This is a genomic window from Halomonas sp. TA22 (assembly GCF_013009075.1).
In the GTDB taxonomy this organism is placed as follows: Bacteria; Pseudomonadota; Gammaproteobacteria; order Pseudomonadales; family Halomonadaceae; genus TA22.
Map to the genome: position 1 here is coordinate 2,234,923 of NZ_CP053108.1, position 22,318 is coordinate 2,257,240.

The following is a 22,318-nucleotide window of genomic DNA, read 5'->3' on the forward strand; positions in this document are numbered from 1 at the left end:
GACGGAGTTAGTCAATGAGCGAACAAGCTTACGACTCATCGAGTATCAAGGTCCTCAAGGGACTGGATGCGGTACGCAAGCGTCCAGGCATGTATATCGGTGACACCGACGATGGGACGGGTCTGCATCACATGGTGTTCGAGGTTGTGGACAATTCCATCGATGAGGCATTGGCGGGACACTGCAGCGAAATCCGTATCATCATCCATCCTGATGAATCCATCACGGTCAGCGATAATGGGCGGGGCATCCCCACCGATATCCATGAGGAGGAGGGGGTCTCGGCTGCGCAGGTCATCATGACAGTGCTGCATGCTGGCGGAAAGTTCGATGACAACTCCTACAAGGTCTCAGGCGGCCTGCATGGCGTAGGAGTCTCGGTCGTCAATGCATTGTCGGAAGAGTTGAAACTGACGGTCTGGCGAGCGGGTCAGATCCATGAGCAGATTTATCACCATGGCGTCCCGACGGGTCCGATGGCGGTGGTAGGGAAGACCGAAAAGACCGGTACCCAAGTGCAGTTCAAGCCGTCGGCTAACACCTTTGCCAATATCGAATTTCACTATGACATACTCGCCAAACGCCTGAGAGAACTCTCCTTTCTGAACTCTGGCGTGGCGATCCGACTGCTTGATGAACGCAGCGGCAAGGAGGAGCTGTTTCACTACGAAGGGGGGCTCAAGGCGTTCGTCGATCACCTCAATAGCAACAAGGCCACCTTGAACCCGGTCTTCCACTTCAATGCCGATCGAGACGATGGCACAAGCGTCGAAGTGGCGATGCAGTGGAACGACACCTTTGTCGAAAATATCTTTTGCTACACTAACAACATCCCTCAGCGCGATGGTGGCACTCACCTGGCGGGCTTCCGTGCGGCACTGACCCGAACCTTGAACAATTATATCGAAGCCGAAGGGCTTTTGAAGAAGTCCAAGGTGAATACGTCAGGTGATGATGCTCGAGAAGGCCTTACCGCGATCATTTCCGTGAAAGTGCCGGATCCCAAGTTCTCCTCGCAGACCAAGGACAAGCTCGTCTCGTCCGAGGTCAAGACCGCAGTGGAGCAGGAGATGGGGCGGCTGTTTGCCGAATACCTGGTCGAAAAGCCCAACGAAGCCAAGGCTATCGTCAACAAGATGCTGGACGCTGCCCGCGCGCGTGAGGCGGCTCGCAAGGCACGCGACATGACGCGGCGCAAGGGCGCTTTGGACATTGCTGGCCTACCGGGTAAGCTTGCTGACTGCCAGGAGAAGGATCCAAGCCTTTCCGAGCTCTATCTTGTCGAGGGTGACTCAGCGGGGGGGAGCGCCAAGCAGGGTCGCGACCGGCGTACTCAGGCGATTCTTCCTCTCAAGGGCAAGATTCTCAACGTAGAGAAAGCGCGCTTCGACAAGATGCTGTCGTCTGCTGAGGTGGGAACCTTGATCACCGCGCTGGGCTGTGGCATTGGCCGTGAAGAGTTCAATCCGGACAAGCTTCGCTACCACTCGATCATCATCATGACCGATGCCGATGTCGATGGTTCGCACATCCGCACCCTGTTGTTGACCTTCTTCTTCCGCCAGATGGCGACACTGATCGAGCGGGGGCATGTGTTCATTGCCCAGCCGCCTCTCTACAAGATCAAGCGTGGCAAGCAGGAGAGTTATCTAAAGGATGAGCAGGCACTGGTCGACTACCTGACATCGACAGCGCTGGATGGCGCACGTCTCTATGTCAATCACGATGCGCCCGGGATTGCAGGGGAGCAGCTTGAATCTCTGGTCAATCAGTACCGTGATGTCATGAAGCGCATCGACCGGCTTGCCCGGGTCTATCCAAGCGAAGTGCTACGCAAGATCGTCCATGTGGCTCAGCTCGATGGCGAGACGAGCCTGAAGGATCGGATCACCATGCAGAATTGGATCGAGCATCTTCAGCGGGAGATGGATGAACTCATCGCTCATCAAGGTGGACCGCGTTATACGTTCCAGCTGAGAGAGGATAACGAGCGCGGTCTGTTCCTGCCGGAAGTCTCGTTGACGGCGCATGGTGTCACGACTGACTTCACATGGGGCGTTGATTTTTTCCGCAGTGCGGATTATCGCGCCATGGCATCGCTCGGTGAAACCTTGGAGGGATTGATTGAAGAGGGTGCATACATCGCCCGCGGCGAGCGAGAGCATCCCATTACCACTTTCTATGAGGCACTTGAGTGGCTGATGAAGGAGGCGCAGCGCGGCTTCTCTATCCAACGCTACAAGGGATTGGGCGAGATGAATCCGGATCAGCTCTGGGATACCACCATGAATCCGGAGACTCGTCGGATGTTGAGAGTGACGATCGAGGATGCGGTAGCGGCCGATATGATGTTCAACACTCTGATGGGGGATGAGGTCGAGCCGCGGCGCGATTTCATCGAGCGCTTCGCCTTGGTAGCCAATCTCGACGTTTAACGTTTCACGTGAAACTACGTGAAGCCAATGTAAGGCCGGCCTGAGCGCCGGCCTTATTCGTACTCAGGAAGAGTGTCCTGCGACAGCAGTGAGTCACAGAACGAAGCAAGATCGTCAAAGATCGCGACATCCCCGGTGTGCTCGAGCTTCGCTTCCGTTTGCGCTCCCTTGCCTGTACGTACCAGTACGCTTCGGCAGCCCATCGCTTCTCCCGCCTGTAAATCTCTCAGGCTATCGCCCACCATCCAGGCTCCTTCCAGACTCTCGAGTTCCAGCGCAATACGGATCTGCTCCAATAGCCCTGGCAGGGGCTTGCGACAGCTGCATTCGTCATTCGGCCCATGGGGACAATAGGCGATGGTGGCGATCTCTCCTCCCGCTGCCGCTACCAGCTGATGCAGGCGGTCATGCATCGCGGCGAGGGTTGTCTCGTCATACAGACTACGGGCAATGCCCGATTGGTTGGTGGCCACGGCGACGCTCCATCCGGCACGGGAAAGCTTGGCGATGGCTTCAATGGAGCTCGGGTAGGGTATCCATTCGTCGAGCGACTTGATGTAGGCGACGGAATCACGATTGATGACACCATCGCGGTCGAGAATTACCAGTTTGGGTGCGCTGATCATGGGTTAGCCCTACCGTCATGCAAAGAGAGGGGAAGTGTAGGCGGGAGTGGCGGGCGGGAACAAGGTGGCAAGCTCAATTTGTGAATGGAATGTTTCACGTGAAACATGTCGTCTGAAGTTTATTCTAATAGAAAAAAGGCCAGCGACGAGTCGCTGGCCTCCTTACTGCCCAATAGCGCTACTGCTGAAGCTCGGCGATATCCGCCACCTCTAGGAACAGGTCCTGCAGGTTGGCCAGCAGGGCCAGGCGGTTGTTGCGGACCGCTTCGCCTTCCGCCACGACCATCACTTCGTCGAAGAAGGCATCCACTGGCTTACGCAGGCTGGCAAGCGTATCCAACGCCTCACTGTAACGCGCCCCGGCAAACAGCGGCGAGACTTCATCACGGCGTGTCTGCAAGGCATCGGCGAGTGCTTTCTCGGCACTCTCCTGCAGCAGGGAGGGCTCGATCACGGTGCTACCATCATGTGCCTGCTTGGCAAGTATATTCGATACACGCTTGTTGGCGGCCGCCAGGGCGGAAGCCTCTTCGCGATGACTGAATGCCGCGACGGCACGCAACCGGCGAGCGAAATCCAGCGGCTTGGTCACCGGGCGTGAGCGCACCGCGAGATAGACCTCGACGGCGATACCTTCGTCCTGCGCCCAGGCGCGGAAGCGGTCGAGCATATAGCCGAGCACCACGTCTACCAGTCCTTCGGCCTTGGGAAGTTCCTTGTGCTGTGCGGTGGCGAGCTCAAGAAGTTCGCGCAGGTCGAGATCCAGCTCACCTTTGATGAGGATATTGAGTACGCCAATAGCGGCACGACGCAGGGCGAAGGGATCCTTGGCGCCGGTGGGACGCTGGCCGATACCAAAGATGCCCGTCAGGGTATCCAGGCGGTCGGCGAGCGCCAGGGCCAGGCCGGTACGGCTCTGCGGGATGGCATCGCTGGCGAAGCGCGGCAGATACTGCTCCTGCAGCGCTTGGGCGACGTCGTCGGCTTCGCCATCCTGGCGGGCGTAGTAGCAGCCCATCGTGCCCTGTAGCTCGGGGAACTCCAGGACCATCTCGGTGACCAGGTCGCACTTGGCGAGTTCGGCGGCACGTTCAGCGTGATCGCTATCGCCACCGATACGCTCGGCGATGAAGCGTGCCACCACGGCGCTGCGCTTGGCCTTGTCGGCCAGGGTGCCGAGCTTTTGCTGGAACACGACGCTTGCAAGTCCCTCGCGCCGTGACGCCAGCGAGTGCTTGCGATCCATGTCGTAAAAGAAGGCAGCATCGGCCAGGCGCGGGCGAATGACCTTCTCATTGCCTGCGATCACCTGCTGGGGATCCTGGCTAGCGATATTGGAGATGGTGATGAACAGCGGCTTGAGATTGCCTGCGTCGTCTAGCAGGTGGAAGTACTTCTGGTTGGCCTTCATCGACGAGATCAGGCACTCCGGCGGTACCTCGAGAAAGCTTTCGTCGAAGCTGCCGGTCAGGGCCACGGGCCACTCCACCAGACCGCTGACCTCGCTCAGAAGCGCCTCATCGATCACCGCAGTGGCATCGAAGCACTCGGCTTCGGCCAGTACCTGTTCACGGATACGCTCACGGCGACGCTGACGGTCGGCCAGTACATACGCATTTTCCAGTGCCTCAAGATACGCTTCGGCATGCTCGAGCTCGAGGGCCTGCGGGGCATGGAAACGGTGTCCGTAGGTGGTACGGCCGGCCTTGAGTCCCAGCACCTCGGCGTCGACGGTCTGGTCGCCATAAAGCATCACCAGCCAGTGAACAGGACGTGAGAACTCAATGCGCGAGGCGCCCCAACGCATGTTCTTGGGCACCGGCAGGGTAGCGATCGCTTTGCTCAGGATCGCCGGAAGCAGCTGAGTCGTCGCTCCCCCTTGCTGCTGTTCGCGATAGCCAAGCCAGGTACCCTTGTCGGTCTCCAGATGGATCAGCTCCTCCACCGAGACGCCACAGGATCGGGCAAACCCTTCGGCGGCCCTGGTCGGCTGGCCATCCTTGAACGCGGCAGCCAGCGCCGGGCCGCGACGCTCCACCTCGCGATCCGGCTGCTTATCGGCCAGCGCCTCGATGTGCAGCGCCAGGCGGCGGGGGGTGGCATAGGCACGGATCTCGCGGAAAGCGACCTCCGCTTCGCGCAGGCCCGAGGCTACGCCGTCGGCCAGGGCATCGGAGAGGCTATCGATGGCGCCGGGAGGAAGCTCCTCGACACCGAGTTCGATCAGTAACGTATTGATAGCCATGCTCAAGCTTCTCCCTGGTTGGCAAGTGGCTGTTCAGCCAGCAGTTCACGGCGCAGCGCCTCGGGGGCCATCGGAAAACCCGCAGCCTTGCGCGATTCGAAGTAGGCGTGGGCCACGTCACGCGCCATGGTACGCACCCGGAGGATGAAGCGCTGGCGTTCGGTTACCGAGATGGCGTGACGGGCATCGAGAAGGTTGAAGGTGTGAGAGGCCTTGAGCACCATCTCGTAGGCGGGCAGTGGCAGTCCAGCTTCGAGCAGCTTGGTGCACTCACGCTCCTGGTGATCGAAGGCGGCGAACAGTGCCGGTACGTCGGCATGTTCGAAGTTGTACGCTGACTGCTCGCGCTCGTTCTGCAGATAGACGTCGCCATAGGTGACCCTGCTGCCATCCGGAGCAATGGTCCACACCAGGTCGTAGACGCTATCGACATCCTGCAGGTACATGGCGATACGCTCGAGACCGTAGGTCAGCTCGCCAGTCACTGGATAGCATTCGATGCCGCCGGCCTGCTGGAAATAGGTGAACTGGGTCACCTCCATGCCGTTGAGCCACACCTCCCAGCCAAGGCCCCAGGCGCCCAGGGTGGGAGACTCCCAGTTGTCCTCGACGAAACGGATGTCATGGACCAGCGGGTCGATGCCCAGCCGCTCAAGCGAGCCCAGATAGAGGGCCTGCAGATCCTTGGGTGAGGGTTTCATCACCACTTGGAACTGGTAGTAGTGCTGCAGGCGGTTGGGATTCTCGCCATAGCGACCATCGGTGGGGCGCCGCGACGGCTGCACATAGGCGGCGTTCCAGGTTTCCGGACCGATGGCGCGCAGGAAGGTGGCGGGATGAAAGGTGCCGGCACCAACTTCCATATCCAGGGGTTGCATGATGACGCAACCCTGTTCAGCCCAGTATTGCTGCAGGGCGAGTATCAGGCCCTGGAAGGTTTTTCCATCTGGCGTCGACTGTGTCATTGGTGAAGCACCTTGGCCCATGAATTCACGAACCGCCAAGTATACAATTACCAGCTAATCGGTTATAGGCGCGGTGGCATGTGTCTGCGTCTTGCCATACCAGAGAGGGGAAAGCGATGATCGTAGTGACAGGCGGTGCCGGCTTTATCGGGGCGAATCTGGTCAAGGCACTGAACGCACGCGGCCGCGACGACGTGCTGGTAGTCGATGATCTCACCGATGGGACCAAGTTCGTCAACCTAGCCGACTGTACCCTGGGCGATTATCTGGACAAGGACGACTTCCTGATGCGCGTCGAGGCTGAGCTGCGCGGTGAGGAGGCGGGCCTGCCGCCCATCGAGGCAATCTTCCACCAAGGCGCCTGCTCCGATACCACCGAGTGGGATGGCCGATTCATGCTCGAGAACAACTTCGAGTACTCCAAGGTGCTGCTGCACTACTGCCAGCTCAAGAGCATCCCGTTTCTGTATGCCTCGTCGGCGGCGACCTACGGCGGCAGCGAGGTGTTCGTCGAGGCACCGGAGCATGAAAAGCCGCTCAATGTCTATGGTTACTCCAAGCTGCTCTTCGATCAGTATGTGCGTGCCCGTCGAGATGAGTTCACCAGTCAGGTGGTGGGCTTTCGCTACTTCAATGTCTATGGACCGCGCGAACAGCACAAGGGCAAGATGGCGAGCGTCGCCTACCATCACCATATCCAGGTGAGCGCTGGTGAGAATCCCAAGCTGTTCGGTGCCTGGAATGGCTATGAGGCGGGAATGCAGAGCCGCGACTTCGTCTATGTGGGCGACGTGGTCGGCGTCAATCTCTGGTTCCTCGACCACCCGGAGCGCTCGGGCATCTTCAACTTGGGGACTGGCCGCGCCGAGCCGTTCAAGGCGATCGCCGAGGCGGTGATCGCCTATCACGGCAAGGGCGATATCGACTTCATCGACTTCCCCGACGAGCTCAAGGGGCGCTACCAGAGCTATACCCGAGCCGATATCACCCGGCTGCGCGAGGCGGGATACACGGCCGAGTTCAGGAGCGTCGCTCAGGGCGTGCGCGAATACTTGGAGTGGTTGAATGGATGATACGCAGGCCCAGCCTGGGTTGCGCCTGCTGGTGGTGGGACCCTCCTGGGTCGGTGACATGGTCATGGCGCAGAGCCTATTCATGACGCTCAAGGCTCGCCACCCCGGTTGTCGACTCGGCGTGGTGGCGCCCAGCTGGTCGCAGCCGATCCTTGAGCGCATGGCGGAGGTCGACGAGGTGGTGCCGCTCGATGTGGACCATGGCCAGGTCGGCTGGAAACTTCGCCGTACCATTGCCACCACTCTGCACGGTCGCTTCGACCGCGCCATCGTATTGCCGCGCTCATGGAAATCGGCATTGGTACCCTTCCTGGCCCGGGTGCCCGAGCGAGTGGGGTTCACTGGCGAGCAGCGCGTCTTCCTGCTCAATGAGCGGCGGCGACTGGACAAGTCGCGTCTCGACCAGACCGTCAAGCGCTTCGTCTCCCTCGGCCTACCCTTGGACGAAGTGGAGCAGGGAAGCTTCGCGATTCCCACGCCGCGGCTCGCCGTCGACCTCGACAACCTGATTGACTTGCGCCTGGCGCACCGGCTCTCTTCACGGCCGGCGATCGGTATGATGCCGGGGGCCGAGTTCGGCCCGGCCAAGCAGTGGCCGCTCGAGTACTTCCATGAGTTGGCGGGAAGACTGGTCGATGAGGGGTACGAAGTGCGTGTGTTGGGCGGCCCCAAGGAGCAACAGGCGGGCGAGACGATCGCCGCGGAACGGACGCATATCCACAACCTGTGCGGCAAGACGCGTCTGGCCGATGCCGTGGATCTGCTGGCCGACTGTACCCAGGTGGTGACTAACGACTCTGGCCTGATGCATGTGGCCGCCGCCGTGGGTACCTGGGTTCAGGCGATCTATGGTTCGTCGTCACCGGCGTTTACGCCGCCCTTGACCGACAACGCTCGCATCCACTTCCTGGGTATCGACTGCTCGCCCTGCTTCTCCCGAACCTGCCCCTTGGGGCATACCAACTGCTTGAAGGGGATCGCCCCGCAGCGACTGCTCGAGGCAGTGCTTTCCGACGCTTCTTCAGCTGCCACCTAGCCCTTGCATCACTCGGAGGTCTCCTCCAGCACCTCTCCATCCCCCTGGTGCTGAGGAGCCAGGCCGTCCCAAAGGCGTTGCTGCAGCGCCCGCTCGGCATGCAGCTTGGCATTGATCTGCACTTCGCCGTGCCGCTCGACCAGGGTCTGTACCGATGAGAGCAGCGAAACGCCGAGCCCCGCACGATGCTGATTGATGGTAAAGCCCATCGCCTCGAGCACGGTGGGAAAGAGATCCAGCATCGAGGATTCGCGCTGGACGCGTCCGGGGGGCATCGCACTGCCCATCAGGATGAAGGTATTGTCACGCTCGGCGCCGATCAGCTGCTCCCAGGCCGAGACCCGCATGGTCAGATGGTCGCTTGCGATCACCACCACGGTGTTGTCGAGTAGGCCCTGGGCGTTGAGGCGCGCCAGCAGTTGCCGAGTGAGCCAGGCGTTGCACTCCACCGAGTAGAGGATGTCGATGCCATCGAACTCCCCCTGGCGCTCCAGGCAGGCGGTGGCCGGGTGACCATGGGGGGCATGGCCACCAATGGTGAGGGTGAACAGGCCCCAGGGACCCTCTTGGGCATCGAGTGCGCGGATCTCCTCCTCGACCAGATCGAACAGGGTGTCGTCGTAGAGTCCCCAGCTGTTGAGATACTCGGGGTCGTCCAGATGCGGCAGCAGCTCCTCGCGGCCATAGACGTCATCAAAACCGTGGCCATAGTAGAAGAGGCCCTTGCCGGCGAAATTCTTGCTCGCCCCGCCGAGATAGCTGAGGCGATAGCCCTCCTCGCTGAGCAAGTCGCCCATGCAGGTCACGCCCGGCACCACCGCTTCGAGCGGTTCGAATTGCCGGTCGTGCAGCAGCCCCGCGGGCATCAACGGGGTGCCGCACTGGCTTGAGATCATTCCGGCCATGGTCCAGCCGGTATTCTCGAGTTGGCGGACCCCTTCGAACACCACGCCCCCCTCACCCACCGCCTCGAGATCGGCATAGGCGTCGCCAAAACGTTCACGGTCGCTGTAGGTGCGCTCGATGCTTTCGAGATAGATCAGCAGCAGGTTGGGCGGTTCGCTAGGGCGCTCGAGGACGGTCGGCTCCATATAGCGGCGATCGAGCCAGGCGCCATCCTCGGCGACGATGGCGGCACTGCGCTGGGTAATGCCAAACAGCAGCGGGTTGGTCGCCAACAGCAGCATGGCCAGCATGCGCTCCCACAACCGCCAGCGCTGGTCGTGTCGCGCCAACCAGGTGAAGGCGACCAGGCTGATGAAACCGCAGGCGGTATAGATGAAGGCCGCCATCACCCGACCGGCACCACCGTGATCGGTGATCCCCGCCTGTAGGTGGAAGAAGATGGCGCCCAGATCGACGATGCCGAAGCTGTCGGCCAGATAGATATAGAGCCACCATAGGGCGAGTGGCAGCAGTGACCAGGGCAATACCCGTCTCACCCGGGGATAGCGCGGGCGGCCCCAGCGAAACAGCCAGGCCATGGCCAGCCACAGCGCGACGATCAAGGGTATCCACCAGCGGTGGATGACCAGCAGGGTTGTCACGGCATAGCCCAGGCAGAGCCCCAGGAACGTCAGGGCCAGCCAGCGAGGCTGGGCAAGGCTGCGGTACTCGAACAAGGCACGCATCGACGATATCGCTCGGTATTGCGCAAATGGAGAGTAAGCTTATCAAGGCTGGTCGGGTGTGGCACGTTTGCCGAGCACCCATCATGTCCTTACACTCCATGCGACATGCCGCTGCAAGGAGCCCGCCATGAGCGTGGCCGCCGTCCTGATCGTCAAGAACGAGGCCGAGCATCTCGAGGCCTGCCTGCGTACGCTGGATTGGGTCGATGAAATCGTCGTGCTCGATAGCGGCAGTACCGATGCCACCTGCGATATCGCCCGCTGCTTCACTGCCAAGGTGGAGATGAGTAAAGACTGGCAGGGCTTCGGTATCCAGCGCCAGCGCGCCGAGGCACTGGTGGAGAGCGACTGGATCCTGATGATCGATGCCGACGAGCGGGTGACGCCTGAATTGAGGGCCAGTATCCAGGCTGCAGTAGCCGATCCCGCGCCTGCGATCTACACCGTGGCGCGGCTCTCATGGTGCTTTGGCGCCTACATTCGCCACAGCGGCTGGTACCCGGATCGCGTGGCGCGCCTCTATCCGCGTGGTCGAGCGGGCTACAATGCCGCGCTGGTGCATGAGAAGCTCGAGAACAGCGAACGCCTACCTGTCAAGGCGCTCGACGGCGATCTGCTGCACTTCACCTATCGCGATCTTCGGCATTATCTCGAAAAATCTGCGCACTATGCCCAGGCCTGGGCCGAGCAGCGCCAGGTGCGCGGCAAGCGCGGCAGCCTGGTTGACGGGATAGTGCACGGTATCGGTTGCTTCCTGCGCATGTACGTGTTCAAGGCCGGCTTCCTCGATGGTCGGCCGGGCTTCCTGCTGGCGCTGCTGTCGGCGCACTCGACTTTTGCCAAGTACGCCGATCTGTGGGTCAGGACCCGGGCGCCGGCACCGCCCGGCGAGCCACCACCAGCGCACTGATCTGTTGCGCCGCCTGCGTCAGGTCGATGCGCGACATGTCGCTCTCGCTGTCGCTAGGAGGCGAAAAGGCCAGACGCCGATCCTCGGCATTGCAGGTCTCCCAACGCAGCGGTGTGGAGGAGCGCTTGGCCGGATAGAAGCCCGCTGTCGGAAGGTTCAGGCAGCCCGCCATGTGCAGCGGTCCAGTGGAGCCGGCAATGAGCATATCCGCGGCGGCAAGGGTGAGGGCGAAATCTTCAAGCCCCTCGCGGGGCGGCGGCACACCAACGGCGAGGCCTTCGTCGCCCAGCGTGTCGGCGAGCTTCCGAGCGGCCTGCTCTTCGCCGGGGCCGGCGGTCAGCAGCCACTGCGGTACGATCGAATTGCTGGCCAGCGTCCGCTCGATGGTAACGGCCAGCTGCGCATACTGCGCAAGCGACAGGTTCACCGCCGAGCCGCCACTGCCGGGATGGATGAACAGCCACGGGCGATTCCCGTCGAGGCCCAGCTCATCGGCAAGCCGCGCGCGCTGGGCTGGGCGAGTGCCGCTCGGCAACGGCCAGTAGGGAGGAGCCACGGGCTTGGAAGGTTGACCGAGGCGTGCCAGCAGGGCCTCGGCCAGCTCGAGGTTGTAGTGGTACTCCGGTTTTTGCGAGCGTGACCTACGCTGGGTAATGCGATGGTTGTAGAATAGCTGGGCCCATTTGGTTGCCGGGGCCAGACGCAGGGGAATGCCTGCCCGCCAGCCAAGCCAAGCGACTCTTGAGGTCGAGAACAGCGTCAGCAGGGCGGTGAAGTCGGCTTCCCGCATGCGTGCGAGTAGCGTCTGTTGCGCCTGGCGGCCGGCGTGCTTGCCGGGATCGACGATCACCTCGTCGATCCAGGGACAGGCACTCGCCAGCGATGCCGTGTAAGCGGGTACCAGCACGCTGACGTGATTGTCCGGATTGGCGCGCTTGAGGCACGCCAACACTGGCCAGGCCAGCATGAAATCGCCAAGCTTGTCATTACGAACCACCAGAATGCGTGGTGCGCGGTGTTGCTCCGAAGACCTGGTCATCGAGACTCCCGTGCCCCACACCGCAAGGAGCTAGCCTTGTCGAACAACGTGCCGAGCAAGGTGCTGCACATCTGTCTCTCGCGCGGCTGGGGCGGACTTGAAATGTATCCTGCCCGAATTATACCCGAGCTTGCCCGCAAGGGCTGGCAGGCTCATGGCCTGGCGCTCGAGAACTCGCGAATCGCCGAGAGCTTTCGCGACGCCGGCATCGAACCGCTGACCGTCTCCTCCAAGGGGCGGGCAGTATGGGGCGTGTGGCGTATCCTCGACTACCTCAAGCGTCATGACATTCAGGTGGTGCATTGCCATAAGTCCAGCGACTTGCAGGTGGGCGCGCTGCTTAAGCAGTTGCACCCCACGCTGCGGCTGTTCTTCACCGACCACATGGGCGTGACCCGGCCCAAGAAGGATCCCTATCATCGCTGGAGTTACGGCAAGCTGACGCGGCTGTTCTCGATCAGCGAGGCGACCCGCCAGCGCAATCTCAACGCCTTTCCCTTGCCCCCCGAGCGCATCCAGCGGCTCTATCTGGGCATCGATGTGGCCGAGTATGCACCCAAGCTCGATAGAGCAGGGCAGGCAACGCTACGCGCCGAGCTGGGCGTGCCGGAAGGGGCCGTGGCGATTGGCCTGCCGGGGCGGCTGACGCCGGGCAAGGGGCAGGATACCTGGCTCGAGGCGCTGGCACTGCTGCGCAAGCGCCATCCCGAACTCACGTTTCATGGCGTGATCATCGGCGGGCTGCTGGCCAGCGAAGGGAGCGACGAAGCCTACGTGGCAAGGCTCAAAGGGCAGGCCGCTAGCTTGCTAAGCGAAAGGCGACTAACCTTCACCGGCTATCGGCATGACCTGCCGCGCCTGCTCGAGGTGCTGGATCTGGTCTGCGTGCCCTCGACCAACGAAGCCTTCGGGTTGACGGTCATCGAAGCGATGGCCGCCGGCAAGGCGGTGATCGGCGCCGACAGCGGGGCGATCCCGGAACTGCTCGATGAGACCTGCGGTCGGCTGGCGCCCCCGGACGATGCCGGCGCCTGGGCGGATATCATGGCCCTGCTGGTAAGCGACGCTACGCTGCGTCAGACACTGGGTGACGCGGCTCAGCGCATGGCTCGCCAACGCTTTTCAGTAGTCGCCCATATCACGGCGCTGATCGAGGCCTATGCCGGTTCAAGCAAAGCCCATCCCGATTCAAGCAAGGAGAGTGTGGAGTGAAAGCCTGGGTGGAGAAGGGGGGATACCTCAACGATACGGGTAGACGCTGGCTATCGCGGCTGCATGTGGAAAACGTCAAGCGCATCCTGGTGATTCGGCAGTGTGCGTTCGGCGACATGATGGCCACGCGCCCGTTCCTGGTCGAGCTGAGACGCTTCTTTCCGGGAGCCCATATCACGCTGAGCACGATCAGTCGCTATCAGTATGCTCTGCCTGAGGAGCTGGTCGATGAGGTGCACGTCCTCGATACTCAGGGCTCGCTCATCGAGCAGTGGCGTTCGCTCAACTCCCTGCCACAGTACGATGTGCTGTTCGACCTGGCCGACACGGCTCGCTCGCGGCTGCTGACGCTGGTCACCAAGTCGCGCGTCAAGCTGGGTTTTCCCTACCACCAGATCCTCAACCGTGTGCTGTTCGATATCGGCATCCTGCGCTCCGACTTCCACTACGAAGCGGAGGTGCTGCTCGATTTCCTCAAGATCATGGGGCACAAGCCGCGCTATCCGCTGGAATTCGCCATGCCGCGCCATCAGCGCGCCTCGGCGCAGCCGCGCATCGTCTATTTCCCCTTCGCCGCGGATGCCGAGAAGTCGCTCTCAGCGGGCTCCTGGTGTCAGGTCGTCGAGCATGCCGCGACCCAGTTCCCGCACTACCGACATGTACTGCTGGAGGGGCACAAGGAGGAGGAGAGCGGCGACTTCATGGCCGAAGTGATCGCCCGGCACGCCAACGTCGAAGTGCAGCCGCGCATATCGCTCGAAGCGCTGGGTGACTTCATGGCGCAGTCCAGCGTGCTGGTTTCGGGCGACACCGGAGTCCGTAACCTGGCACTGGCCACGCATACCCCGACGCTGGGGATCTTCTTCATGACGGTGCCGTTTCGCTACTGGCCGCGCTATGAGGATTTCCACGAAGCGGTGTTCCATCGGGATGGGCAGGTGCCCGGCAAGAGCGACATCATTACCGGGCTTGCCACCCTACTCGAGCGGCTCTATCCCGAGCGCGGGCCCTTCGAGGCGGAGTGTATATCCCCACCATAACCCTCGCGGATCGGCGCCATGGCCTGGCCAGCGCCAAACTTCTCCAGCGAGCGTGCCAGACGCTGCAGGTTGGCTTCGCGCCAGGCGCCATCGCGGCGCAGTCGGCAACGGTCGAGGTCGATCAGCCATACCCGTTCATCGCCATCGATCAGCAGATTACGGGCATTGAGATCGACATGATCGAGCCCCGCCTCGTGAAAACGGCGGATGGTGGCGCCTACCTCATGCAGCAGTGCTTCGCGGGCCTGCGCCGAACTTTTATCAAGGTCCTCATCCAGCCATGCCGCCAGGGCGCGGGCGCCGCGCAGCCGCACCGTGATCAGCGCAGCCTCGTAGGTGGCGCCGTGGCGCCAGACGCAGGCACCTACCGGAGGAGGCACCGGCAGCTTCAGGGCGCGTAGCTCGGCCGTCAGGCGCAGTTCGCGAAAGGCACGGCTACGCTCGAGTCCCGTCCACAGGTAGCGTTTATTCGCCAGCCGGGCGGCGAGCCCGCCACGCCGGTAGGGACGCAGCACCCACTGTTGCTGGCTGGCCTGGAGGAACAGGCTGGCGCCTCGCCCCGGCGCCTCGCCGATGACGGCGCCTTCGGTGCGCCAATGATCGGCAGTAAAGTGCAGCGGGCTGATTTGTGACGAGCCAAGCGCCTCACTTACACTAGGCTCATCATATAGAATGAACGCCTTTTCCCTCTGGAACGTTGCCAAGCGCATGAAGCATCCTCTGCCCACCCGCCCCAAGCACATCGGCGTGCTGAGACTCTCCGCCCTGGGCGATGTGTGTAATCTGGTGCCCACCGTGCGTGCCATGCAACGCCAGTGGCCGGACGCCCGCATTACCTGGATCATCGGCAAGGGCGAGCATAGTCTACTGGCGGGACTCACAGGGGTCGAGTTCGTGGTCTACGACAAGGCCACGGGACTTGCCGGCATGCGCGAGGTCTGGCATCAGCTCGCCGATACACGCTTCGACGTGCTGCTGCACATGCAGCAGGCGCTGCGGGCCAGCGTGCTGGCGCTGGGGCTCAAGGTCGACGTGCGTGTCGGATATGACAAGGAGCGCAGCAAGGATGGGCAGCGCTGGTTCACACATCGCAAGTTGCCGCCCAATTCCAATGTCCATGTGGTGGAGTCATTCATGGATTTCGCCCGACTACTGGGAGTTGAGGACACATCGCTCGAGTGGCGTCTGCCGATTCCCGAGGTTGCCCGGGACGAGGCCTTGCGGCTCACCGGCGAGGCGTCCTACCTGCTGATCAGTCCCTGCAGCAGCGTGCGCTTGCGTAACTATCGCAACTGGTCGGCGGAGGGATTTGCCTCGGTGATCGAGCACGCCTGGTCCCAGTATCGTCTGAAAACGATGCTGACCGGGAGCGGGACGACGGTGGAGCGCGAGATGGGTGCGCGCATTGCCGCTCTGGCACCTCGGGAGGCACTGATCGATGGCATCGGCCGTGTCTCGCTCAAGGGGCTGCTGGCGCTGATCGAGCGGGCGCGAGTGGTGATCGCCCCGGACTCCGGCCCGGTGCACATGGCCAATGCCTTGGGTACGCCCACCATCGGCCTCTATGCCACCTCCAATCTCGAGCGCACCGGCCCCTACTGCTGGCGGCATAAGGCGGTGGATCGTTATCCCGAGGCCGTGCGTACCTATCTGCACAAGGAGCCCGAGGAGCTCTCCTGGGGGGAGCGAGTCCGGCATCCCAATGCCATGTCACTGATTCACGCCGAGGATGTGATCGAACGCCTCGACGACTTGCTAGCGGAGCTCTCCAATGAAGCTTGATTTTACTGCCCTGGAACAGGCGCGCCTTCTGGTGATCGGTGATGTCATGCTTGATCGCTACTGGCACGGCGGTACCTCGCGCATTTCGCCGGAGGCGCCGGTGCCGGTGGTCAAGGTCAATGGTGCCGACGACCGTCCCGGCGGTGCGGCCAACGTGGCGCTCAATATCGCCTCGCTGGGGGGGCACGTGGGGCTGGCCGGGCTGGTTGGCGACGACAGCAACGCCCAGCTGCTCACTGAGTGTCTGGAGAGTGCCAATGTGAGTACTCACTTCCAGCGTAGCCCCGATGTACCGACGATCACCAAGCTGCGGGTAATGAGCCGCAACCAGCAGTTGATCCGTCTCGATTTCGAGGAGCCGCTCGGTCAGGTCGACACTCGCGCCTTGACCATGAAGGTCGAGGAGGCGCTGCAGGACGTCGATCTGATCATTCTCTCCGACTACGGCAAGGGGACGCTCAACCGGGTCGAGGAGCTGATCGCATTGGCGCGGAGGACCGGCAAGCGGGTGCTGATCGACCCCAAGGGTAGCGATTTCGGCAAGTATCGCGGTGCCAGCGTGATCACTCCCAATCTCAGCGAATTCGAAGGCGTGGTCGGCGAATGCCGCGATGATGACGAACTGGCCGCCAAGGGCGAGGCGCTGCGGGCCGAGCTCGGTCTAGAGGCGCTGTTGATCACGCGCAGCGAGAAGGGCATGACGCTGATTCGCGAGGCGCACGCTCCCCTGCACCTGCCGACCAACGCCCGCGAAGTGTTTGACGTTACCGGTGCTGGGGATACCGTGATCGGCGTGCTTGGCCTGGCGCTGGCCGCCGGTCACGGTTTTCCCGAGGCGATGATGCTGGCCAACCTGGCAGCGGGCCTGGTGGTCGCCAAGCCGGGCACCGCCACGCTCTCGATTGCCGAACTCTACACCGCCCTGCATGGCGACAAGCTGGCCGAGTTCGGCGTCATCGACGAGGCGCCCCTGGTGGAGGCCGTGCGCGCCGCCCAGGCCCGCGGTGAGCGTGTGGTGATGACCAATGGCTGTTTCGACATCCTGCATGCCGGCCACGTGGCCTACCTGGAGCATGCCCGTCAGCTCGGCGATCGGTTGATCATCGCCGTCAACGACGACGACTCGATCGGCCGCCTCAAGGGGCCCAAGCGACCCATCAATCCTCTGACGCGACGCATGCAGGTGCTGGCTGGGTTGGGTGCGGTAGACTGGGTGGTGCCCTTCAGCGAGGATACCCCGCAGCGGCTGATCGAGGCGGTGCTGCCCGATATCCTGGTCAAGGGGGGCGACTACCGCCCCGACGAGATCGCTGGTGGCGAGGCGGTGATCGCCAACGGGGGCGAAGTGATGGTGCTCGGCTTCGAGGATGGCGTCTCGACCACGGCGATGATCTCCACCATCCTCGATCGTGAGCGTTGATGAGCGCACCGAGGTGGCCGCGTTGGCTCTATTCGGCGGCACTCTACCTCCTGGCGCCGCTGATCTGGAAACGGGTCTGGCGCGAGCAGGCGGCTCATCACCCGCGCCGCCAACGCCTCGGCCTTGGCGTGGAGCGCCCCGAGGGGGCGGTGATCTGGCTGCACTGTGCCTCGGTGGGGGAAGTGCTGGCCGCACGCCCCTTGATCGAGGCACTGCTTGCGCACTACCCTGATCATCACCTGCGCGTGACCACCATGACCGCTACCGGCGCCGATCGCGTGGCGGTGCTGGCCGCTTCCCCGGCATTCAACGGGCGAGTGAGTCACTCCTTTCTGCCGCTGGATTTCCCTGGCGCGGCGCGCCATTTCGTTTGTCAATTGCGCCCCTCACTGGTGCTGCTCTTCGAGACCGAGCTGTGGCCCAACCTGCTGCACGCCTGTCATCGTCAGCGGATACCGGTAGCGGTGGTCAATGGGCGTCTATCGGAGCGCGCCTTCAGGCGTTACCGCCACTTGAAGCCCCTGATGCGAGGCGCGCTGCAGCACATCGGCTGGCTGGCAGCCAAGTCCGAGGCCGATCTCGAGCGCTTCGAGGCGCTCGGCATGGCGCGTGAGCGAAGTCAGGCGGTAGGTTCGCTCAAGTTCGACCAGCGTGTCGATACCAAGGAACAGGAGGTGAGTGAGCACTTACGTACCTGTCTCGGCGAGCGACCGATCTGGGTGGCGGGCTCCACTCATCCCGGCGAGGACGAACAGCTGCTCGCGGCCCACGGGCGACTGCGGGAATCGTTCCCCGAGGCGCTGCTGATCCTGGTGCCGCGTCACCCGCAACGCTTCGATGCGGTGGCCGCCTTGTGCCGTGAGCGCGGCGTAGAAGTGGCAAGGCGCTCTCGCAACGCGTGGCCCGGAACTGATTCGGCGATCTATCTCGGCGATACCATGGGTGAGCTAGCGGGTCTGTATGGCGCCGGTGATATCGCCTTCGTGGGGGGCAGCCTGATTCCGGTGGGTGGCCATAACCTGCTTGAGCCCGCCGCACTGGGAGTGCCGGTGATCAGCGGGCCGTCAATGGACAATTTCCTGGATGTCGTCGAGGTCATGCGAGATGCCGGTGCGCTCATCGAGGTGGATGACAGCGAGGCATTGGCGGACGAGCTGCGTCGTCTGTTTGGCGACGCTGAGACCCGCCAGCGACTCGGCGATGCGGGACGGGGCGTGGTCGAGGCCAAGCGTGGTGCCCTTGAGCGCACCATGCATGGCCTCCGCGCGCTCTATTCAAGATAGTGAGCGCTTACTTGGCAAACCTCTCGACGCCCGTTTCGGTACCCAGCAGCAGGATATCCGCCCCCCGCACAGCGAACAGGCCGTTGGTGACCACACCGACGATGGCGTTCAAGCGGGCCTCCATGGCCACCGGATCCTCGATCATGAAGTCGAAGCAGTCGATGATCTGGTTGCCGTTGTCGGTGGTTACACCTTGCCGGTAGACCGGGTCGGCGCCCATTTTGACCAGCTCGCGAGCCACATAGGAGCGCGCCATGGGGATCACCTCGACGGGAAGCGGAAAGGCGCCCAGGGTCGCGACACGCTTGGAGGCATCGGCGATGCAGATGAAACGTTCGCTGCAGGCGGCGACGATCTTTTCACGAGTCAGCGCTGCCCCTCCGCCCTTGATCATGTTGAGCTGGGCATCGATCTCGTCGGCACCGTCGATATAGAAAGGAACGCTGCCCACTGAATTGAGTTCGAACACCTCGATCCCGTGGCCTTCGAGGCGCTGGGCGGTAGCTTCGGAGCTTGCCACGGCACCCCTGAACTCGCCGTGCAGCTCGGCGAGTCGGTCGATGAACAGATTGGCGGTTGAGCCGGTCCCGATGCCAAGCATGGTAGCGCGGGTGAGCCAGGGGCGAATCTCGTCGATGGCGGCTGCGGCAACCGCGTCCTTGAGTTCATCTTGCGTCATGAAAGCTGTCCTGTGGTTGGGCGGTAATGCACGAGCACCTAATCGTGAGTGCGGCCCATTATAGGCGACCGAGGCCGCGCTGTAGATGGAAGAGGTGCGCGGCGCTGGACGTCGGCACATACAACTGCTACCTATAGGGTTTTCTCGATCAAGGGCTTACGCTCAAGCTCGCGCCATTGCCAGGACATCAGGATGCTCGAAGATACCGTCAAGAAGATACTCCAGGCCAAGGTCTACGATGCGGCGCGCGAAACGCCGATCTCCCCGGCATCCTTTCTCTCCCGTCGCTTCAACAACACCATCCTGATCAAGCGCGAGGACCTCCAGCCGGTCTACTCCTTCAAGATTCGTGGCGCCTACAACAAGATGACACTGCTGACCGAGGCGCAGAAGGCGAAAGGCGTGATTGCCGCCTCGGCGGGCAATCACGCCCAGGGGCTGGCCATGGCCGCCAAGCAGATGGGGGTCAAGGCGGTAATCGTGATGCCGCGCATCACGCCGGACATCAAGGTTCAGGCGGTGCGCGCTCGTGGCGCGAAGGTAGTGCTCAAGGGCGACGCCTTCGGTGAGGCGCTCGAGCACGCCCGGGAGCTGATCGAGGAGCACGACTACACCTATATCCCGCCTTTCGATGATATCGACGTGATCGCAGGCCAAGGCACCATCGCCGTGGAGATCCTGCGTCAGCACAGTGGGCCGCTGGATGCGATCTTCGTGCCGGTCGGTGGCGGTGGGTTGATCGCTGGGGTGGCGGCCTACGTCAAGTACCTGCGGCCGGACATCAAGGTGATCGGCGTCGAGGCGGACGACAGCGCCTGCCTGAAGGCGGCCCTGGCCGCAGGCAAGCGGGTGGTGCTGGACCAGGTGGGAGTGTTCGCCGAGGGAGTGGCGGTGGCGCAGATCGGCGAAGTGCCCTTTACCATCATGCGCGATCTCGTCGACGAGATGATCACCGTGACCACCGACGAGATGTGTGCCGCGGTCAAGGATATCTTCGAGGATACCCGGGCGGTGGCCGAAACCTCCGGGGCGCTGTCGCTGGCTGGACTCAAGAAGTACATCCAGCAGACCGGTGTCGAGGGGCAGACCCTGCTGTGCATCAACTCCGGGGCCAACACCAATTTCGATCGACTGCAACATATCGCCGAGCGTACCGAACTTGGCGAGCAGCGCGAGGCGATCCTGGCGGTGACCATCCCCGAGCGGCCAGGCAGCTTCAAGAAATTCTGCAAGACCATCGGCAAGCGGATGGTCACCGAGTTCAATTATCGCTATGCCGATCGCGACAATGCGCATATCTTCGTCGGCGTGCAGGTTAAGCCGGGTGGTGAAGATCGCCAGGCAGTGATCGACAAGTTGCGCGACGCCGGCTATCCGGTGGAGGACTTGACCGATGACGAGTTGGCCAAGCTGCATATTCGCCATCTGGGAGGTGGTCGACCCAAGGAGCACTTCGACGAGGAGGTTTATCGTTTCGAGTTTCCCGAACGCCCGGGAGCGTTGATGAATTTCCTGACCCATTTGCCGGGGGACTGGAATATCTCTTTATTTCATTATCGTAACCATGGCGCCGCTTATGGTCGCGTTCTGGTAGGGATGCAGCTCCCCAATGGCGATCGTATTCATGTCGAAAAGTATTTTGATGAGATCGGCTACCGCTACTGGAAGGAGACGGATAATCCCGCATATCGCTTATTTATGGCGTGATGCTCAATGCTTGATAGTGAGCGTTAACTAACTTGATAAAAGTGATTAAGACTGACTTTCATGCGTTATTCGAGGCATCGCAATAGTTGTCATTCATTCCTCTTGGCCCTATAGTCGGCGGGGCCTTGGGACGATATTAATGTTTCTTAATGTAACAAGAATTGTGGAGTAGCCGATGAAGCGCAAGCCCGATCTGGTCATGGCACTGTCTCTGGTATTTGCCATTGGTGTAGTTGCCACCGGCTATGCCCAGGCGTTGGTGGGGAGTTAAGTCGAAGCCAGCGCCATGACCAGATAGCCGAGTCAACCGGCCGATGAACCGCTCATCGGCCGGTTTTTTTTGCCTCTCGATTGCGCATCGGACGAATCACCTGGCGGTCGCTTACGATAGCATCCAGCGAAACGTCCCAAGGGGCGATGGGCAGCGCGGCAACCTGTTGGCAATGATGCCCAAGGCCGATCAGCGTCGGGCAGGGACCGCGCTGGCGGGCAAAGGCGAAACTGCGATCATAGAAGCCGCCACCCATGCCCATGCGCTGGCCGTCGGGATCGAAGCCGACCAGCGGCATCAGTACCAAGTCCAGTGCCCAGGCGGATAGCCGCCGGGCACGATGGGCACCGTGCCGGGTATCGGGCTCGCGGATGCCGAAGCGGTTGCGGATCATGGGCGTTTCAGGGTGGTGATGCACGAACCATAGCCGATGGTGGGCAAGCGGTTGCAGCACTGGCAGATAGATACGGGCGCCACGGCGCCGCAGCCATCTAATGAGGGGGGTGGGATCGATCTCGCCGTCATTGGGCAGGTAGAGGGCGACACGTCGCGCTCGCTGCACCTCCGGCAGGCGTTTCAGCCGCTGGCACAGGGCAAAGGAGGCCTGCTTGCGTTGTCGGGTGCTCAATGCGCGTCGGCGCCGCCGTAAGATGTGGCGAAGCTCGCTACGCACCGCCTGGCGATCGCTGTTGGCGATATCGCCTGGCAAGCATTGGTCACTGTCTCGTTGTGAAGTCATGTTTCACGGCAATGATTCAAGAGTTCCCCAGAGTGCCGCTGTCGTTCTGGCCCTTGAACCCAACGGTTCAAGGTGGGTGGCCGCAGACAGACCGTCAGGCTTTCCGACGCACGGACATGCACACGGGTCTGTCTAGCATTTGGCCCCCTGGGTACTGCGCATAGGCTCGAGGGACTATAACGACTGGCGCACACCCCAGGGAACCTCTTCATCCTAACAGAGGCT

The 22,318-nt window shown here is 62.1% G+C and carries 18 protein-coding genes and 1 other RNA gene; 10 read left to right on the plus strand and 9 right to left on the minus strand.

What is annotated here, in order from left to right; genetic code table 11:
* Nucleotides 1-14: 14 nt before the first annotated feature.
* Nucleotides 15-2,435, plus strand: coding sequence for a DNA topoisomerase (ATP-hydrolyzing) subunit B (gene gyrB, locus HJD22_RS10430; protein ID WP_208655312.1), 2,421 nt, complete (start codon nt 15-17; stop codon nt 2,433-2,435).
* A 53-nt stretch (nt 2,436-2,488) separates the two neighbouring features.
* On the opposite strand, the gene gmhB is transcribed toward gyrB, so the two are convergent.
* The 3 genes from gmhB to glyQ form a co-directional block, all read right to left on the minus strand.
* The gene (gmhB, locus tag HJD22_RS10435; RefSeq protein WP_208655311.1) at nt 2,489-3,061 is read right to left on the minus strand and encodes a D-glycero-beta-D-manno-heptose 1,7-bisphosphate 7-phosphatase; all 573 of its coding nucleotides are present in this window, start codon (nt 3,059-3,061) and stop codon (nt 2,489-2,491) included.
* 178 nt (nt 3,062-3,239) lie between these two features.
* Nucleotides 3,240-5,306, minus strand: a complete 2,067-nt coding sequence (gene glyS, locus HJD22_RS10440) for a glycine--tRNA ligase subunit beta (protein ID WP_208655310.1) — start codon at nt 5,304-5,306, stop codon at nt 3,240-3,242.
* Nucleotides 5,307-5,308: 2 nt separating this feature from the next.
* On the minus strand, nt 5,309-6,271 hold the full coding sequence (glyQ, locus tag HJD22_RS10445; RefSeq protein ID WP_208655309.1) for a glycine--tRNA ligase subunit alpha: 963 nt from the start codon (nt 6,269-6,271) through the stop codon (nt 5,309-5,311).
* 116 nt (nt 6,272-6,387) lie between these two features.
* On the opposite strand from glyQ, the gene rfaD reads away from it, so the two are divergent.
* Nucleotides 6,388-7,344, plus strand: a complete 957-nt coding sequence (gene rfaD, locus HJD22_RS10450; RefSeq protein ID WP_208655308.1) for an ADP-glyceromanno-heptose 6-epimerase — start codon at nt 6,388-6,390, stop codon at nt 7,342-7,344.
* Nucleotides 7,337-8,380 carry a lipopolysaccharide heptosyltransferase II gene (waaF, locus tag HJD22_RS10455; protein ID WP_208655307.1) on the plus strand — a complete coding sequence of 348 codons (1,044 nt, stop codon included), beginning with the start codon at nt 7,337-7,339 and terminating at the stop codon, nt 8,378-8,380. Before rfaD ends, waaF begins: the two co-directional genes overlap by 8 nt.
* An 8-nt stretch (nt 8,381-8,388) precedes the next feature.
* Here waaF and HJD22_RS10460 read toward each other — a convergent pair whose 3' ends face one another.
* Nucleotides 8,389-10,011 carry a sulfatase-like hydrolase/transferase gene (locus HJD22_RS10460; protein WP_208655306.1) on the minus strand — a complete coding sequence of 541 codons (1,623 nt, stop codon included), beginning with the start codon at nt 10,009-10,011 and terminating at the stop codon, nt 8,389-8,391.
* Between the two features lie 127 nt (nt 10,012-10,138).
* Here HJD22_RS10460 and HJD22_RS10465 point away from each other — a divergent pair, with 127 nt between their 5' ends.
* Nucleotides 10,139-10,921, plus strand: a complete 783-nt coding sequence (locus tag HJD22_RS10465) for a glycosyltransferase family 2 protein (RefSeq protein ID WP_208655305.1) — start codon at nt 10,139-10,141, stop codon at nt 10,919-10,921.
* Here the strand turns inward: HJD22_RS10465 and HJD22_RS10470 are convergent.
* A complete protein-coding gene (locus tag HJD22_RS10470; protein WP_208655304.1) occupies nt 10,872-11,960 on the minus strand; it encodes a glycosyltransferase family 9 protein in 1,089 nt (362 codons plus the stop codon). The two genes, HJD22_RS10465 and HJD22_RS10470, sit on opposite strands and share 50 nt — an antisense overlap.
* Before the next feature lie 36 nt (nt 11,961-11,996).
* Between HJD22_RS10470 and HJD22_RS10475 the strand changes: the two genes are divergently transcribed.
* Together HJD22_RS10475 and HJD22_RS10480 are read left to right on the plus strand one after the other, a co-directional pair.
* On the plus strand, nt 11,997-13,172 hold the full coding sequence (locus HJD22_RS10475) for a glycosyltransferase family 4 protein (RefSeq protein WP_248730214.1): 1,176 nt from the start codon (nt 11,997-11,999) through the stop codon (nt 13,170-13,172).
* Complete coding sequence (locus HJD22_RS10480) at nt 13,169-14,212, plus strand: glycosyltransferase family 9 protein (RefSeq protein ID WP_208655303.1); 1,044 nt, start codon at nt 13,169-13,171, stop codon at nt 14,210-14,212. The genes HJD22_RS10475 and HJD22_RS10480 overlap by 4 nt, the downstream gene beginning before the upstream one ends.
* Here HJD22_RS10480 and HJD22_RS10485 read toward each other — a convergent pair.
* Complete coding sequence (locus HJD22_RS10485) at nt 14,164-14,922, minus strand: 3-deoxy-D-manno-octulosonic acid kinase (RefSeq protein WP_208655302.1); 759 nt, start codon at nt 14,920-14,922, stop codon at nt 14,164-14,166. The genes HJD22_RS10480 and HJD22_RS10485 overlap by 49 nt on opposite strands.
* Between HJD22_RS10485 and HJD22_RS10490 the strand changes: the two genes are divergently transcribed.
* The 3 genes from HJD22_RS10490 to waaA are packed head-to-tail and all read left to right on the plus strand — an operon-like array spanning nt 14,921 to nt 18,697.
* The gene (locus tag HJD22_RS10490; protein ID WP_208655301.1) at nt 14,921-15,994 is read left to right on the plus strand and encodes a glycosyltransferase family 9 protein; all 1,074 of its coding nucleotides are present in this window, start codon (nt 14,921-14,923) and stop codon (nt 15,992-15,994) included. The genes HJD22_RS10485 and HJD22_RS10490 overlap by 2 nt on opposite strands.
* Entirely contained in the window at nt 15,984-17,414 is a 1,431-nt protein-coding gene (gene hldE, locus HJD22_RS10495) for a bifunctional D-glycero-beta-D-manno-heptose-7-phosphate kinase/D-glycero-beta-D-manno-heptose 1-phosphate adenylyltransferase HldE (protein WP_208655300.1), read from the plus strand. The genes HJD22_RS10490 and hldE overlap by 11 nt, the downstream gene beginning before the upstream one ends.
* A complete protein-coding gene (waaA, locus tag HJD22_RS10500) occupies nt 17,414-18,697 on the plus strand; it encodes a lipid IV(A) 3-deoxy-D-manno-octulosonic acid transferase (RefSeq protein WP_208655299.1) in 1,284 nt (427 codons plus the stop codon). The genes hldE and waaA overlap by 1 nt, the downstream gene beginning before the upstream one ends.
* A gap of 7 nt (nt 18,698-18,704) precedes the next feature.
* On the opposite strand, the gene rpiA is transcribed toward waaA, so the two are convergent.
* Entirely contained in the window at nt 18,705-19,376 is a 672-nt protein-coding gene (gene rpiA, locus HJD22_RS10505; protein WP_208655298.1) for a ribose-5-phosphate isomerase RpiA, read from the minus strand.
* Between the two features lie 147 nt (nt 19,377-19,523).
* Here rpiA and ilvA point away from each other — a divergent pair, with 147 nt between their 5' ends.
* Nucleotides 19,524-21,083: a threonine ammonia-lyase, biosynthetic gene (gene ilvA / locus HJD22_RS10510; protein WP_302051031.1), complete on the plus strand. Its 1,560-nt coding sequence runs from the start codon at nt 19,524-19,526 to the stop codon at nt 21,081-21,083.
* 323 nt (nt 21,084-21,406) lie between these two features.
* Here ilvA and HJD22_RS10515 read toward each other — a convergent pair whose 3' ends face one another.
* Both HJD22_RS10515 and ssrS read right to left on the minus strand, forming a co-directional pair.
* Nucleotides 21,407-22,093, minus strand: a complete 687-nt coding sequence (locus HJD22_RS10515; RefSeq protein WP_208655296.1) for a 5-formyltetrahydrofolate cyclo-ligase — start codon at nt 22,091-22,093, stop codon at nt 21,407-21,409.
* 20 nt (nt 22,094-22,113) lie between these two features.
* Nucleotides 22,114-22,298, minus strand: a non-coding RNA gene (gene ssrS, locus HJD22_RS10520) — 6S RNA.
* Nucleotides 22,299-22,318: the final 20 nt, after the last annotated feature.

Coding starts and splice junctions, on each gene's coding strand:
- waaF (WP_208655307.1), top strand. CDS start 7,337: ATGGATGATACGCAGGCCCAGCCTGGGTTGCGCCTGCTGGTGGTGGGA.
- glyQ (WP_208655309.1), bottom strand. CDS start 6,271: ATGACACAGTCGACGCCAGATGGAAAAACCTTCCAGGGCCTGATACTC.
- waaA (WP_208655299.1), top strand. CDS start 17,414: ATGAGCGCACCGAGGTGGCCGCGTTGGCTCTATTCGGCGGCACTCTAC.
- hldE (WP_208655300.1), top strand. CDS start 15,984: ATGAAGCTTGATTTTACTGCCCTGGAACAGGCGCGCCTTCTGGTGATC.
- gyrB (WP_208655312.1), top strand. CDS start 15: ATGAGCGAACAAGCTTACGACTCATCGAGTATCAAGGTCCTCAAGGGA.
- gmhB (WP_208655311.1), bottom strand. CDS start 3,061: ATGATCAGCGCACCCAAACTGGTAATTCTCGACCGCGATGGTGTCATC.
- HJD22_RS10485 (WP_208655302.1), bottom strand. CDS start 14,922: ATGCGCTTGGCAACGTTCCAGAGGGAAAAGGCGTTCATTCTATATGAT.
- rpiA (WP_208655298.1), bottom strand. CDS start 19,376: ATGACGCAAGATGAACTCAAGGACGCGGTTGCCGCAGCCGCCATCGAC.
- rfaD (WP_208655308.1), top strand. CDS start 6,388: ATGATCGTAGTGACAGGCGGTGCCGGCTTTATCGGGGCGAATCTGGTC.
- HJD22_RS10465 (WP_208655305.1), top strand. CDS start 10,139: ATGAGCGTGGCCGCCGTCCTGATCGTCAAGAACGAGGCCGAGCATCTC.
- HJD22_RS10460 (WP_208655306.1), bottom strand. CDS start 10,011: ATGCGTGCCTTGTTCGAGTACCGCAGCCTTGCCCAGCCTCGCTGGCTG.
- HJD22_RS10515 (WP_208655296.1), bottom strand. CDS start 22,093: ATGACTTCACAACGAGACAGTGACCAATGCTTGCCAGGCGATATCGCC.
- HJD22_RS10470 (WP_208655304.1), bottom strand. CDS start 11,960: ATGACCAGGTCTTCGGAGCAACACCGCGCACCACGCATTCTGGTGGTT.
- glyS (WP_208655310.1), bottom strand. CDS start 5,306: ATGGCTATCAATACGTTACTGATCGAACTCGGTGTCGAGGAGCTTCCT.
- HJD22_RS10490 (WP_208655301.1), top strand. CDS start 14,921: ATGAAGCATCCTCTGCCCACCCGCCCCAAGCACATCGGCGTGCTGAGA.